Genomic DNA, 13,581 nt, shown 5'->3' with positions numbered 1-13,581 from the left:
GAAGTGTCCGTTTTGGGACAACGATTATATCCGGCCTTCCTGCATCCGCAACTCCCTATTTTTCTTTTATTAAATGACATTGCAGTCTCCCCCAAAAATAAAATAACTATCTATGATTAGAAAACTTACGATAGTACTATCATTCTATGAGGACAAACTATTGGTGGTTCGGGCCCTGCTGGGAGAGAAATATATTTTCCGCAATTCTCGTTTGTTGGTTGTATAAACAGGAAAGGGGCAGGTTTCTACCGAATAGATTCTTGTTTGACTTTTTGAAATAATAGGAGGGTATTATGGGAAAAGTGGTTCATTTCGAAATTCATGTAAGTGACATGGAACAGGCGAAGAAGTTTTATGGAGAGGTGTTCGGCTGGACGTTCGAGGATTGGAGCGAATACGCGGGAATGCCTTACTTTGGAGCGACGACAGGCAACAGGGATGAAATGGGGATTAATGGTGCGTTAATGCAGCGGCAAGGCCCCCCGCCAGAGCCGAATCAGGCCTTGAATGGGTCTGTTTGTACGATGGGAATAGCGGATTACGATTCTACCGAAGCGAAGATTCTGGAGAATGGCGGCAAGGTTGCCTTGCCTAAATATGCCCTTCCAGGAATGGCGTGGCAAGGATACTACCTTGATCCTGAAGGGAATATCTTTGGTATTCATCAACCAGATCAAAACGCAAAGTAAAATTATAAAGAATACGTAAAAGGAGTTCAGTAAGTTGAACTCCTTTTGTTTATTTATTCAGCATCACTCTGAAAAACTCTTCAACAAATTGGTCGTAGTGAAGCTTCATGGCGATGCGGGTTTTTCCTTTTTTGCCTTTGGGCCTCAAATCGATATACGATAACCCTTTTCCTTCTACGGTTCCATCAATGACCTTGGCATCATAATAGATAAAATCAACAATGGAGGGATTGGCCACAACCATGACGGTAAGCAAGTCGTGTATAGGAGCGCCTTGAATGCCGGGCACCAACCTTTTGTAGGCCTCAAAATAATATTCAAAAATTGGGGACAGCAAAAATTCATACGGTGAGTCTGCCTCCTGGATGATTCGTTTAATCATGGATTCGGTAATTATAGCGTATTTTGTGACATTCAGAGGAGTAATCGTTAAATTGTGGCAGAATTTTAGAAGGTAATTGCTTGAAGTGGGGTCCCCATAAAAATTCGCTTCAGCCAGTGCAGTGACATTACCTGGAACAAAAAAGGCCCCGCCCATGAGGTAAAAAGCACCCGCTTTTTTTATTTCCTGATTAAATAAAATAAATGCAGTAGCCAAACTGGTGGATCGCCCGGTATCCACAATAATAAGGTCTTTACCATGCTGATTGAGCAGATAGCGGATCATATCAAAAGGATAAATCTGATACAGCATATCACTAGGCGGGCGGATGGGACCGATGCCCTCTTTGCCATGAATCTCGGGATAGTAGGTCACTTCCTCTTGCTGAACCGGATTGGCTGCACCCGGAATAATGGGGATATTCTTATGGCCGGCCAATTGAATTAAATAGTAGGCGTTTGCCGATGCCGTTTCTTTTGTCACGTTCCCGTAGCTGGTGACAATCCCGACAAGCTCAAGATCAGGATGCAAAAGGCTATAAATAATGGCCAGCGAATCATCAATTCCCGGGTCACAGAAAAAAAGAATCTTTTTCCTCATAATATGCCTCCCCAGTATAATCATCCCATTTTATGCTGACGTTTATGTTGTATTCCAATAATATGGAAAAAGTGGTATGATGAAGCGATCGGAGTAGTTCAATAACTAATGGACAGGAAGATAGTATTGAAAGAAGAAGGAATAATATTAACGGTCTCAGTGGCTTTGATTTCATTGGGGATTTACCTATGGAGAAAAGGAAACGCACGGGAATCATTCTGGCAGGCCTTCATTGAAACAGTTGGGGACATCGTTTTGTTAGAAATTCCTGTCTTTACGACCTTTAGAGCCTGGTCTGTCTTTCTGTGGTTTGCAGGGCTTGTGCTGTTCATACTATTTATTTTAATGACCGTAAGTAAACTCATTTATACATAACGGGAATATGTACAATGAAGAACACGACTTTTATGATAGAGGTCGTGTTTCTTCATTATGGATGCTCCAACACAAACTGCTTAAATTTCTGCGTGGCAGGAGAAACATATCTGCCTTCCACCCAGGCAATTCCGATGGTCCGCTGACAGTGCGGGTTTTGAATGGGGATCTTTTTGATCTTGCTTTGATCGGTTCCTTTTAAGTTAGGTAGAATGGAGATGCCAAGACCCGCAGCAACCAGTGCGGCAGCGGTGTCCGCTTCTTCGCCTTCAAAGGTAATGTTCGGTGTGAGGCCGGCTTCCTTAAACAACTGCTCGACCGTGATCCGCAGGGAAAATCCTTCTTTTAAGTGGATAAATGATTCATCGGCGATCTGTTCCAACGTGATTGATTCATGATTGGCGTATTTGTGGTCTTTCGGCACGATAACATACAGTTCCTCATCCCAGAGCGGCTTCCATACGATCGGTGATTTGCTTTCCATGGAGGCGATGAGGCAAAGGTCGAATTCTCCTGCCAGCAGCTTGGCAATGAGCTGATGTGAAGGACCTTGTCCGAGCCTGAAATTTACCTTTGGGTAGGATTGGCGAAAAGCGGAAAGCAGGTCGGGAATACGGCCCGTGCTTAACGTATGCAAAAATCCGATGGAGACTTCACCCTGGTTGGGATCGAGGAGATCCTGAATTTCCTGTTTTCCTTCTTCAAATTCTCTCATGATATTCTCCACACGTTGTAAAAAGAGCTGGCCGTATTTATTCAGACGGATGGATCGTCCTTGGCGTTCAAATAAAGGCACTCCGATTTCCTCTTCGAATCGAGTAATCGAACGGCTTAGTGCGGGCTGGGTAATGGATAACGCTTCTGCAGCACGTGTGACATGCTCCATCTGTGCCAGTGTTTTAAAATATTCAAACTGCTGCCATTCCATGGATTGCACCACATTTCTTTTGGATTATCTATTACATATATGAATGAAAAAGATGATTATAATGAATTATACAACATAAGATGGCGGTGGTACTATAGATATATGAAAAATATAGATTCTAAGGGATGATGGAGATGCAACAAGATGAATATCCTGCTAATGAGATGATGACACAATGAGCTATATTCAAAAAGGAACACCGCTTTTTCGAAAAACCAGTATGGCGTTCTTTGCCGCTGGTTTTAATACATTTGCGATACTTTATTGCGTACAACCGTTAATGCCCGAATTCTCTAAGGAGTTCAGCATCTCACCGACAAACGCAAGTCTGTCACTTTCGGTAACCACAATTGTGCTGGCTGTCAGCATGCTTATTTTCGGTTCGTTGTCGGAAGTATGGGGACGAAAACCGATCATGGTGATTTCCATGCTTGCGGCTTCTGTGTTTTGTATTCTTACCGCTTTTAGTCCTAATTTTCACTTTCTCTTGATTTTACGAACGCTGGAAGGAATCTCACTGGCCGGACTGCCATCGATTGCTATGGCGTATCTTGGAGAAGAGATTGAACCGAGGAGCCTTGGGGCAGCAATGGGGCTTTATATTTGCGGTAACTCCATCGGAGCGGTTTTCGGCCGGGTCTATTCTGGTTTGATGAGCGATTTCTTTGGCTGGCATGTAGCGATAGCAGGAATCGGCATCATCAGTTTAGTGGCTACTCTTATTTTCTGGAAAAGTCTCCCGGCATCACAAAACTTTAATGCCCGCAAGCTGCAGGTTGGAAAGCTGGGGAAATCCATGGTTGACCATTTGAAAGATCCAGGATTAGTTTGCCTGTTCTTTATGGGGTTTTTACTTTTGGGGAGCAATGTGGCGATGTTTAACTATATCGCCTACGTATTGCTCGGCAAGCCGTATTCGCTCAGCCAAACCATTGTTGGCTGGATCTTTTTGATCATGATCATTGGAATGTTCAGCTCAGTCTGGACAGGAAAATGGGTAGACCGTCATGGAAGGCAGCGAATACTCTTCATCAATTTAGTTCTTGCGTTGTTCGGTGTGGCAATGACACTAGACTCTCATTTGCTCGTTAAAATTCTGGGCCTCGGATTTTTTACGTACGGATTCTTTGGCAGCCATGCCATCGCCAGCAGCTGGGTTGGCCAGCGAGCGACTCATGACAAAGCACAAGCCTCATCACTCTATCTGTTTCTTTACTACACCGGCTCAAGCGTAGGGGGAACACTCGCCGGATTCTTCTGGAGCGATTTTGGATGGGGGGGCGTCATCAGCATGACCGCCGGCTTCCTTGTGATTGGTGTAATGCTTTGGGCTGCTGTCTCAAAAATTGCACAGAATGGGAAGAAGGTCAGACGAAGTATTGGCAGCGAAAGCATGCAGCATTGACACCCGATGATTCGGGTGTTTTTTATTTTGTAAAAGGGATTCTTCGATAGTTGTTGAATATAAACTTCAGCTATGTCTGTGAAATGCACTTTAAAATAACGGAACAATTAATCAAGGGAGAGAGGAAAAGACGATGTTCAGTAAACTAGGCGAAGTGATGCTGTATGTCAATGACCAGGATCAAGCAGTGAAGTTTTGGACGGAAAAAGCAGGATTCACTGTCATCTCTGAGGGCGAAAGTGGTCCAATGAGATGGATTGCAATTGCTCCAAGTAAAGACTCAGAAACCACAATCGTGTTGTTCAACAAGGAAGTTGTAGCGAAAATGTCACCTGAGCTAAACCTCGGCACACCCTCCTTAATGTTCTTCACAGAAAATCTCGATGAATTATACAAGAACTTATCCAGCAAAAATGTGAACGTCGGCGAACTTGTAGAAATGCCTTCGGGCAGGGTGTTTAACTTCTCAGATGATGAAGAGAATTATTTTGCGGTGATGGAAAGTCACTAACAAAAGGAAAAGAGTGAATGGGGTTTCCATTCACTCCTTTTTTAATGAAAATGCACACTATTCTCTTCCATCCAATAGGCCTCACGAATATTGATTTGCCTGCGGATGTCCCGGATCACATCAATTGTCACATCGCCTTTTTCGTACAGATCCTGCACTTCATCGCGTTCCGCCTGGAAGGCCTGGATCTGAAGGTCGCGCTGCATGCGGGCGAAGTGAGTGGTTTCATCACTTTTTTTAGCAAGGTTGTATTTGACGATTAACTGATTGTATTCTCCCATGACATCGAGAAACAGGTGCCGGTTTTCAGGTGTCATGTGCGTTTTTAAATAGTGAATGGCAGCCTTGGCCATGTTCACCTTTAGGCCGACCAGCCGCTTTCTTCGCTTACGGCTCTGTTTGCGCTGTTTGCTGTTCCTTGGCAGGAGTAGCTGCAACAGGGCAAACGCACTCCGCTTGAAAAGGATCCAAACAAACAGCCGGCGGTATTGTATGCGATTCGTTTGAGCAAGACGCCTTCGCTGCAGATGTTCCTCAACCAGAATGGCGGTATCCCGATCCACTTTCCCAGCTTTCTTCAAGTTCGTATAGTAAAGGCTTTCGGCTTCAATCGCCTTCATCCTGACCGCATTTTCCTGGCGTTCAATTTTTTCGGAACTTTTGGAACTGAACTCATTTCGCATATTGTTGTAGGTGCTGATGATGGATACGGCAGCTTCCCGGTTCTCCTCCGTCATGGAATTCTGAACGGAATGGATAGCGGCCTCGAATGTACGCAGTTTGGCCTTCCGTTCCATTTCATCTCTTAGCTCCTGGGCATTGGTGTTTTCGCTTTTTGCCAGGATCGGCAAGAAAATGCTTGCGAGGATCAAGGTCACCAGGATGACGCCGGCTGCGATGAAAATGATAAGCGAACGATCCGGAAAGGGGCCACCGCCCTCAATGACAAATGGAATGGTAAATGCACCAGCGAGAGTAACCGCACCTCGCACTCCTGAGACTGTCAAGATGGCAATGGCTCTTTGGGATTTCATATGGGGCATTCCTTTTTCTTTCCATTTTCGCCAGGTGACCGAAATCCATAGAAAACGAAGCACCAGCAGAGCAATTGAGATGATCAGGATATACTGGATAACCTGCCAATTATCAAACAATGGATTTTTGAAAATTTCATTGAGTACACCAGGGACCTGTAATCCGAGAATGACAAACACCAGTCCGTTTAGAATATAAATGAGGACAGTCCATGTACTTCGTGAAACGATTTCAAGTGATCCGGCGGGAATCCGTTTGCGATCCTGGTGAATGGCATGCACAATTCCAGCGGCAACGACTGAAAGGATGCCGGAGAGGCCCAGATGTTCAGTCACGAAAAAAATAACAAATGGGGTCAAGAGCTGGATGAGCATATGAATCGTAACATCATCCATGCCGAGCCGCCGAATAAAGGTTCGCAGCTGGATCACGATCAGGGCCAAGAGGGCACCGCCGAGAAAACCGCCAACTGAAATGATAAAGAAGCTTCCGCTTGCCTCTGTAATGGAAAAGGCTCCGGTTACGGTAGCGGCCACCGCAAATTTAAATGCCACCAATCCGGAGGCATCATTCATCAGCCCTTCGCCTTCAAGAACGTGCATGATTTGTTCTGGCATTTTTACCCGGCTGGAAATGGAACTGACGGCAACCACGTCCGTAGGCGAGAGGATCGCGGCAAGCGCAAAGGCTGCCGGCCAAGGAATGGACGGGATGAGCCAATGTATCAAACTGCCGATGGCAAATACGGTCATAAAGACAAGGCCAAGAGCAAGCAGAAGGATTGGTTTTCGAAGCTTCCATAATTCTTCTCTTGAAGCATGCCGTCCGTCATGGAAGAGAAGCGGCGCGATAAAGAGGATGAAAAACAGCTCCGGATTCATCGGGACTTTTATGCCCAGTGGCAGGACTGAAAGCGTCACGCCAAGCGCAATTTGGATCAGTGGAACAGGTATGTATGGAATAAAATGATTGATGAAACTGGCCAGGCCGATTAAGGCCAGCAGAACCAAAATAACGAGAAAAAATTCCATGCGCAACTCCTTTCCTCTACATTTTGTACCATAATAAAAGATTTAATTGTAATCATCCGCTTGATATGGAAAAAATTTTTCTTTTAAGAAATACCCGTCAAATAAACCGTGTAACCCCTTTGAAAAACAAAAAAGCATCCAATCAGATGCTTTTCCCCTGAACTCTTTGCCATTCCTCTTCCAAAATGGCGTAATAGTATTCATCCCACCAGTTGTCTCCATGGGGGATGCACTTTTTAAAATAACCTTCCCTTCGCATTCCGATCTTCTCCATCACCCGGTAGGACGGAGGGTTTTCCGGCTGGCATGTGGCGACGATCCGGTGCAGTTTCAAAGAATCGAAGCCGTAATCCAACACAGCTTGAGCAGCTTCGGAAGCATACCCCTTATTGTGGTACGCCGGATTGAACACCCAGCCGATCTCGTATGTATGGTTACCAAAGTATTTGTGAAACACAATATGGCCGATTAATTGGTTCACGTCCCGCAGCACCACCGCATATTTCTCTGGGTGGTCTCCGCTGTTCTCCTCAATAAATGCTTTGGCGTCCCCTTCAGTAAAAACTCCCTCAGGAATATATTCCATGACAGAAGTATTGGATGTGTAGTGATGCACCGCTTGCCAATCTTCTGGAATAAACCTTCGAATATGAAGCCTCTTTGTTTTAATGTCCATTTTCTCCTCCAGTAGCCGTTCTTTTCTCTTCTCAATTCAATGAGGGAAACAAAATCTCCTTCGTTCATTTACACAAAAATGGTGGTTGAAATTCATAGGGGTTGGGTTTATTATATAAATTATTAGAATATTACAAGTTTTATTATAATAAAAATGGAATAAAGGGAGGTAACAAATAGAGGTATAGCAAGGAAGTTGATTTTGTTTCATTCTACAGTTTTTAGAATAATGTAACCGCTTTCTGTTATTAGGTTTAATTACTTCAAAAATAGGAGGAACTTTCATGGCAAAGTCCATTCAGATTGAATCATCTGCGCAAAAAAAGTTGGATAAGCAAGTGGGAGTCAATGTCCGTTTCATAACGCTTGTTTCCATTGTGGTCGCGTTTGGCGGGTTGATGTTTGGGTATGATACGGCGGTTATTTCTGGGGCGATCGGGTTTTTGGATCAGCGTTTTGCGCTTAGTCCTTCCATGTCGGGATGGGTGGTTTCCAGTTTATTGCTGGGGGCGGCAATTGGTACGGCTGCCGGCGGGTATTTAAGTGACCGCTTTGGCCGAAAGAAAACGTTGATCCTATCGGGGGTTTTATTCGGCATAGGAACGATCGGTTCTGCATTGCCGAGCAGTGTTTCCCTTCTGGTCTTAACCCGGATCCTCGGCGGAATTGGCGTGGGAATGTCGGTCTTTATCTCGCCGCTGTATATCGCAGAAACGGCACCGGCCCACCTTCGTGGTCGTTTGGGATCCATGTCGCAGCTGGCCATCAGTATCGGGCAGTCGGCCGTTTTTATCGTTAATTACATGATTGCCCAAAGCAGCACCGTTCAATGGAACGTGGATGTGGGCTGGCGCTGGATGTTCGCGCTCGGGGCCATTCCGGCTGTCGTTTACGTGATTTTTATGCCGTTTGTGACAGAAACACCAAGGTGGCTGGCCGCGAACGGAAAAAGAAAAGAAGCGTTATCTGTATTAAACCGTATTAACCGTGACGAAGAGGTTTCGCGAAAAGAGCTGGAAGAGATTGAAGTGTCGATCCGGCAGCACAAAGGAACTACTTTTAAGGATGTATTTAAAAAGGAAAACAAGAAGGCGCTCATGGTTGGTGTCGTTATTGCCTTTATGACCCAATGGGCAGGCATCAATGCCATCATGTATTACGCACCGGAAATCTTTAAAAAGAGCGGGGCAAGCCTGGGGTCCTCGTTCCTGAACACCGTCTTTATGGGAGTCGTCATTGTTGTCTTCACATTTGTTGGCTTGTACCTAATGGACAAGGCGGGTAGACGAAAGCTGTTTTTGATCGGGTCACTCCTGATGGCATTGGCGCTGTTCTTAATCGGTCTCAGCTTTAAAACCGATACATCTGGAACGATGGTGCTCGTGTACACCTTGTTTTATCTCGCGTTCTTCATGGCCACTGTCGGCCCGGGCATGTGGGTGCTGTTATCGGAAATCTTCCCAACAAAAATTAGGGGACAAGCCATGGCGGTTTCCACCATCTCGCTATGGGTGGGAGATTACCTGGTGGCCCATTCCTTCCCGGTCTTCTTAAAGGAAATCGGCGGAATGCCTACGTTCTGGTTCTTTGCATTGGGCTCTTTCCTGATGTGGCTGTTCACCTATAAATATGTCCCTGAGACGAAAAACCGTTCACTTGAGGAAATTGAGCAGCTGTTTCAGGCAAAATTATGACTTGAGAAGATGTGAAGGGGGTGATGCTTGCCACCTTTGGAAGTACCACACTTTGACTAAACTTAAATTTTAAGAGGAGGAATAAGAATGAGCACACAAGTGAAAGAGATGCAAAAATACGATGTTGCCGAAATTATGGGTGGATTATACGGAGCTGGAACCATTGCACAAAAAGGAGCTTTCAGCCGTGAATGGATTGCACAGCTTGGGGAAGACATTGAGAAGCTGTATGAAGAAGCACTAAAACGGCCAAACGGTGCCATTGGCCGCGGGCCGAAGCGCCACTACGTTGAAATCCATCCGGAAGACATCCGCGGTTTTGTTGATCTTGTCACACATCCATGGGTTCAGTCAGTATGTGAAGCTGTTCTTGGACCTGACTATAAAGTGGTCGAAATTGGGTTTGATGTTCCCAATCCAGGTGCGGTGAACCAGCCGTGGCACCGTGACTTCCCGTCTCCGGAAGACACCTATAAAGGAAGAAGAATCAATTCATTGGCGTTTAACCTGACAACGGTTGATGTGGATCCAGACATGGGGCCATTCGAAATCGCCCCTGGAACGCAATGGGATGACGGCAGCCAATTTGAACATGAGATGTTCCCGGATAAAGAGAATTACAGCCGTTATGAAGAACGTGCACAGCGCAAAATGCCAAGCATGGGTGACATCTCTGCCCGTTCCGCGCTTACCATTCACCGCGGCACCGCCAATAACTCAACCAAATCACGGCCGACATTGGTGCTAGGGGTGGATGCGCCAACCGCCAACAATGCCGAACGCCATGACCTGCAGCTCACAAAGAAATTTTACGAAACGCTGCCAGAGTCGTTGAAGAAACATATAAACTGCCGCCTGGTGGATGAGCTCGAAGTCATTGAGCAGGCGCATGACATTGAATTGCTTAAGATGGGCGAGGCGGAGTAAGGTTAATAAATGGAGGAAGCTGACTTATGATAGGTCAGCTTCTATTTTTGTTTATAGGAATTTACTCCCATATACTATAATTATGTAGTAGAACATAGTAAATAAAGGTAGATACATAGAGAAGAGGTGATGAGGTAATGCTCAAACAAGGTATATATGAAGAGATTATCAATAAGAAATTAAAAAATCAGTTAGATCAACTAGAAATAGATACATTTGAAATAGAAAAGGAACATTTGGATGTAGAGGAAGCAAGGAAACTTTTAGCATCATATATATCTACGGTTACAAGAAAAGCTTTAAAGTTTGTTCGAGATGAGGCTGGAAATGATGTGCAGCAAGCGTTACTTGATCAAATTCGGACTTGCAATGACATCATACATATCATAAGCGAGCGGCTAGGCGATGAGGAATTTCGTGCACTTCAGATTGAAGAGGAAGGCGAAGTTCTAACCTCTCTTTATTCTAGGATTAATTCTATCAAAAGCATTCGCAAGGGAGAAACCGTTCGCCCGGTCACTCCTATCTCCCAAAGCTCCTTATTTACGGGCTCCAATTATGAACCTAACATGCTGGGAGAACTGCAAAAGGAAATTGTAAGTGCAGATCAAATTGATATGCTTGTTTCTTTTATTAAATGGAGCGGCTTACGTTGCATTATTGAAGAGCTTCGGACATTTACCGAAACACCAGGAAAAAGGCTAAGGGTCATTACCACTTCCTATATGGAGGCGACGGATTATAAGGCAATTCAAGAGCTAAGTAAGCTGAATAATACAGAGATTAAGATATCCTATGACATTGATCGGACGAGGCTACATGCAAAGGCCTATTTGTTTAAGCGTGAAACAGGATTTAGCACGGCATACATTGGCTCTTCGAATCTCTCAAACCCAGCGCTAACATCGGGCTTGGAGTGGAACCTAAAGGTCACAGAGAGGGATTCTTTTGATGTTTTAAAAAAGTTTGAAGCGACGTTTGAAAGTTATTGGAATGATAGGGAATTTAAAACGTTTAATGTTGACGATACAAAAGACCAACAGCAATTGAAGTTAGCCTTGGCCCCTAAACGATTACATGTTTCCAATGAATTGAACTTTTTGTTTGATATACAGCCTTTTTACTATCAAAAAGAAATTTTGGAAAAGCTGCAGGTTGAACGTGAGATTCATGGCCGAATGAAAAATCTGGTGGTTGCAGCTACAGGTGTAGGGAAAACTGTAATTTCAGCATTTGATTATAAACGTTTCCTAAGACAGAGCAAAGGACGTGCCAAGTTACTGTTTGTTGCACACCGGGAAGAAATTTTAAAACAAAGCAGAGATACTTTTCGAGCCATTTTAAAGGATCCTAACTTTGGCGAAATGCTGGTTGGCAACCATACACCTGTTACTTTGGACCATCTATTTGTCAGCATCCAGAGCTTTAATAGTAAAAAACTAGATGATCTTACTTCAAGTGATTATTATGACTTAATTATTGTTGATGAATTTCACCATGCCGCTGCAAATTCTTATCAAAAACTTTTAGCACATTATCAGCCAAAGGTGCTATTGGGGTTAACAGCCACTCCTGAGCGGATGGACGGAAAATCCATTTTAAGCTACTTTGATGAAGTGATTGCTGCTGAAATGCGATTAACAGAAGCGGTTGATAAAAAACTGCTTAGTCCGTTCCAATACTTTTGTGTCAGTGATGTCGTGGATCTTTCTAAGCTCAAGTGGAGTCGAAAAGGCTATGATGTGAAAGAGCTTGAGAATGTGTATACTTCCAATAAAATGCGAAGCAATCAGATTATTGTGAGCCTTCATAAATACATTACGGATATAGAAGAGGTCAAAGGTCTGGGGTTTTGTGTCTCCATCGAACACGCAAAGTATATGGCTGAGTTTTTTAATAAAAGTGGTATTCCCTCCATAGCCTTGTATGGAAACACGAATCAGAGTGAAAGAAGCAGTGCTCAAACTCGACTGGTAAATGGAGAAATTAAATTTATTTTTGTTGTTGATTTATATAATGAAGGAATTGATATTCCAGAAATCAATACAGTGTTATTTTTACGCCCGACTGAGAGTTTGACGGTTTTTCTTCAGCAGTTGGGGCGTGGATTGCGGTTATCAGAAGGTAAGGAATGTTTGACTGTCTTGGATTTTGTAGGCCAAGCCCATCAAAATTACAATTTTGAAGAAAAGTTTCGGGCGTTAGTGGGTCAGACCAAACATTCTGTCCAATATTATGTAGAGAATGGTTTCTTTCATTTGCCAAAGGGATGCTTTGTCCAGTTAGAAAAACAGGCGAAAGAATATATCTTAAGAAATATTAAGGCGAGTACCAACACGAAGGCGAATCTAATTTCTAAGCTGAAATATTTTGAAAAGGATACAGAGAAAGAATTAACCTTGGTTAACTTTTTAAAGCACTATCAGTATTCCCTTTATGATTTTTACGGAAAAAGCGGGAACAGAAGTTATAGCCGAATGCTTGTCGAGGCTGGTCTAACTTCTGACTTCGAATGTGAGGATGAAAAGTGGATAACGAGTCGATTACCCAACTTATTTCACTTGAATTCGAGTTCTTTACTACAATTTCTTATTAGGTATTTAGAAGATACAACAGTAAAAAATAATGAAGAACAATTGATGCTTAGAATTTTTTATTATTCTTTTTACCAGGCGTATCCTAAAAAAGTGGGCTTTACAACGATAGAAGAAGGAATACAACGAATTTTGTCCTACCCAGCACTTAAAGAGGAGATCCTTGAGATTTTACACTATCTCTTTGAATCTCTGGAAACTTTGGAAATTGAAAATGATTTCTCTTTTCCTTGTCCATTGCGCATACACAGCAAATATAACACTTCTCAAGTTCTTGCAGCACTGGATTATTTTAATGAAGAAAAAAGCCCAGCCTTTCGTGAAGGGGTAAAGTATTTTAAGGATAAGGACCTTGATATCTTTTTTATCACATTAAATAAATCCGAAAAAGAATTTTCACCATCCACTCTATATGACGACTATGCCATTAATGAGCAATTGTTCCATTGGCAAACACAGAGCCGTGTAGCAGAGGGGTCTGAGACAGCCAAGCGCTATATTGAACACCGAAAAACCGGTCATAAAATTGCTCTGTTTGTAAGGGAATATAAAAAAGAGCATGGTTACACATCACCGTTTGTTTTTTTAGGTACGGCCGATCATGTTAGCCATTCGGGAAGTAAGCCGATGAATTTTGTGTGGAGGTTAAAAGAGGAAATGCCGCCTTATTTTGTGCCTAGGGCTAATAAGAATATTTTATGAAAATAAAAACCAGAAGGAACTCCTTCTGGTTTT

At 43.5% G+C, this 13,581-nt stretch carries 11 protein-coding genes; 7 read left to right on the top strand and 4 right to left on the bottom strand.

Annotated elements, in window-relative coordinates:
• Positions 1-293 precede the first annotated feature (293 nt).
• Positions 294-689 (top strand): VOC family protein, encoded by a 396-nt coding sequence (locus tag AS030_RS19540; protein ID WP_061974813.1) that lies wholly within the window; start codon positions 294-296, stop codon positions 687-689.
• Between the two features lie 49 nt (positions 690-738).
• Here the strand turns inward: AS030_RS19540 and AS030_RS19535 are convergent, their stop codons facing one another.
• A complete protein-coding gene (locus AS030_RS19535) occupies positions 739-1,671 on the bottom strand; it encodes a nucleoside hydrolase (protein ID WP_061974811.1) in 933 nt (310 codons plus the stop codon).
• Between the two features lie 126 nt (positions 1,672-1,797).
• Here AS030_RS19535 and AS030_RS19530 point away from each other — a divergent pair, with 126 nt between their 5' ends.
• Entirely contained in the window at positions 1,798-2,046 is a 249-nt protein-coding gene (locus AS030_RS19530) for a hypothetical protein (protein ID WP_061974809.1), read from the top strand.
• A 55-nt stretch (positions 2,047-2,101) separates the two neighbouring features.
• Here AS030_RS19530 and AS030_RS19525 read toward each other — a convergent pair whose 3' ends face one another.
• Positions 2,102-2,974 carry a LysR family transcriptional regulator gene (locus AS030_RS19525; protein WP_061974807.1) on the bottom strand — a complete coding sequence of 291 codons (873 nt, stop codon included), beginning with the start codon at positions 2,972-2,974 and terminating at the stop codon, positions 2,102-2,104.
• A 175-nt stretch (positions 2,975-3,149) separates the two neighbouring features.
• Here AS030_RS19525 and AS030_RS19520 point away from each other — a divergent pair, with 175 nt between their 5' ends.
• Together AS030_RS19520 and AS030_RS19515 are read left to right on the top strand one after the other, a co-directional pair.
• The gene (locus AS030_RS19520; protein ID WP_061974805.1) at positions 3,150-4,379 is read left to right on the top strand and encodes an MFS transporter; all 1,230 of its coding nucleotides are present in this window, start codon (positions 3,150-3,152) and stop codon (positions 4,377-4,379) included.
• 133 nt (positions 4,380-4,512) lie between these two features.
• On the top strand, positions 4,513-4,890 hold the full coding sequence (locus tag AS030_RS19515) for a VOC family protein (RefSeq protein WP_061974803.1): 378 nt from the start codon (positions 4,513-4,515) through the stop codon (positions 4,888-4,890).
• 41 nt (positions 4,891-4,931) lie between these two features.
• Here AS030_RS19515 and AS030_RS19510 read toward each other — a convergent pair whose 3' ends face one another.
• Entirely contained in the window at positions 4,932-6,956 is a 2,025-nt protein-coding gene (locus AS030_RS19510; protein ID WP_061974801.1) for a Na+/H+ antiporter, read from the bottom strand.
• 142 nt (positions 6,957-7,098) lie between these two features.
• Positions 7,099-7,632, bottom strand: coding sequence for a GNAT family N-acetyltransferase (locus AS030_RS19505; protein ID WP_061974799.1), 534 nt, complete (start codon positions 7,630-7,632; stop codon positions 7,099-7,101).
• A gap of 283 nt (positions 7,633-7,915) precedes the next feature.
• Between AS030_RS19505 and AS030_RS19500 the strand changes: the two genes are divergently transcribed.
• The 3 genes from AS030_RS19500 (at position 7,916) to AS030_RS19490 (ending at position 13,548) form a co-directional block, all read left to right on the top strand.
• Positions 7,916-9,325 (top strand): sugar porter family MFS transporter, encoded by a 1,410-nt coding sequence (locus tag AS030_RS19500; RefSeq protein ID WP_061974797.1) that lies wholly within the window; start codon positions 7,916-7,918, stop codon positions 9,323-9,325.
• A gap of 87 nt (positions 9,326-9,412) precedes the next feature.
• A complete protein-coding gene (locus tag AS030_RS19495; RefSeq protein ID WP_061974795.1) occupies positions 9,413-10,252 on the top strand; it encodes a phytanoyl-CoA dioxygenase family protein in 840 nt (279 codons plus the stop codon).
• A 137-nt stretch (positions 10,253-10,389) separates the two neighbouring features.
• The gene (locus AS030_RS19490) at positions 10,390-13,548 is read left to right on the top strand and encodes a DEAD/DEAH box helicase (protein WP_061974793.1); all 3,159 of its coding nucleotides are present in this window, start codon (positions 10,390-10,392) and stop codon (positions 13,546-13,548) included.
• Positions 13,549-13,581 lie beyond the last annotated feature (33 nt).

This window comes from Fictibacillus enclensis (assembly GCF_001457035.1).
In the GTDB taxonomy this organism is placed as follows: domain Bacteria; phylum Bacillota; class Bacilli; order Bacillales; family Fictibacillaceae; genus Fictibacillus_C; species Fictibacillus_C enclensis.
This window is presented reverse-complemented; position numbering and strand designations above follow the sequence as displayed.

Bases quoted from the DNA above. Each gene is read 5' to 3' on its own strand.
- AS030_RS19510 (WP_061974801.1), bottom strand. From the start codon at position 6,956: ATGGAATTTTTTCTCGTTATTTTGGTTCTGCTGGCCTTAATCGGCCTG.
- AS030_RS19495 (WP_061974795.1), top strand. From the start codon at position 9,413: ATGAGCACACAAGTGAAAGAGATGCAAAAATACGATGTTGCCGAAATT.
- AS030_RS19515 (WP_061974803.1), top strand. From the start codon at position 4,513: ATGTTCAGTAAACTAGGCGAAGTGATGCTGTATGTCAATGACCAGGAT.
- AS030_RS19490 (WP_061974793.1), top strand. From the start codon at position 10,390: ATGCTCAAACAAGGTATATATGAAGAGATTATCAATAAGAAATTAAAA.
- AS030_RS19505 (WP_061974799.1), bottom strand. From the start codon at position 7,632: ATGGACATTAAAACAAAGAGGCTTCATATTCGAAGGTTTATTCCAGAA.
- AS030_RS19535 (WP_061974811.1), bottom strand. From the start codon at position 1,671: ATGAGGAAAAAGATTCTTTTTTTCTGTGACCCGGGAATTGATGATTCG.
- AS030_RS19500 (WP_061974797.1), top strand. From the start codon at position 7,916: ATGGCAAAGTCCATTCAGATTGAATCATCTGCGCAAAAAAAGTTGGAT.
- AS030_RS19520 (WP_061974805.1), top strand. From the start codon at position 3,150: ATGAGCTATATTCAAAAAGGAACACCGCTTTTTCGAAAAACCAGTATG.
- AS030_RS19540 (WP_061974813.1), top strand. From the start codon at position 294: ATGGGAAAAGTGGTTCATTTCGAAATTCATGTAAGTGACATGGAACAG.
- AS030_RS19525 (WP_061974807.1), bottom strand. From the start codon at position 2,974: ATGGAATGGCAGCAGTTTGAATATTTTAAAACACTGGCACAGATGGAG.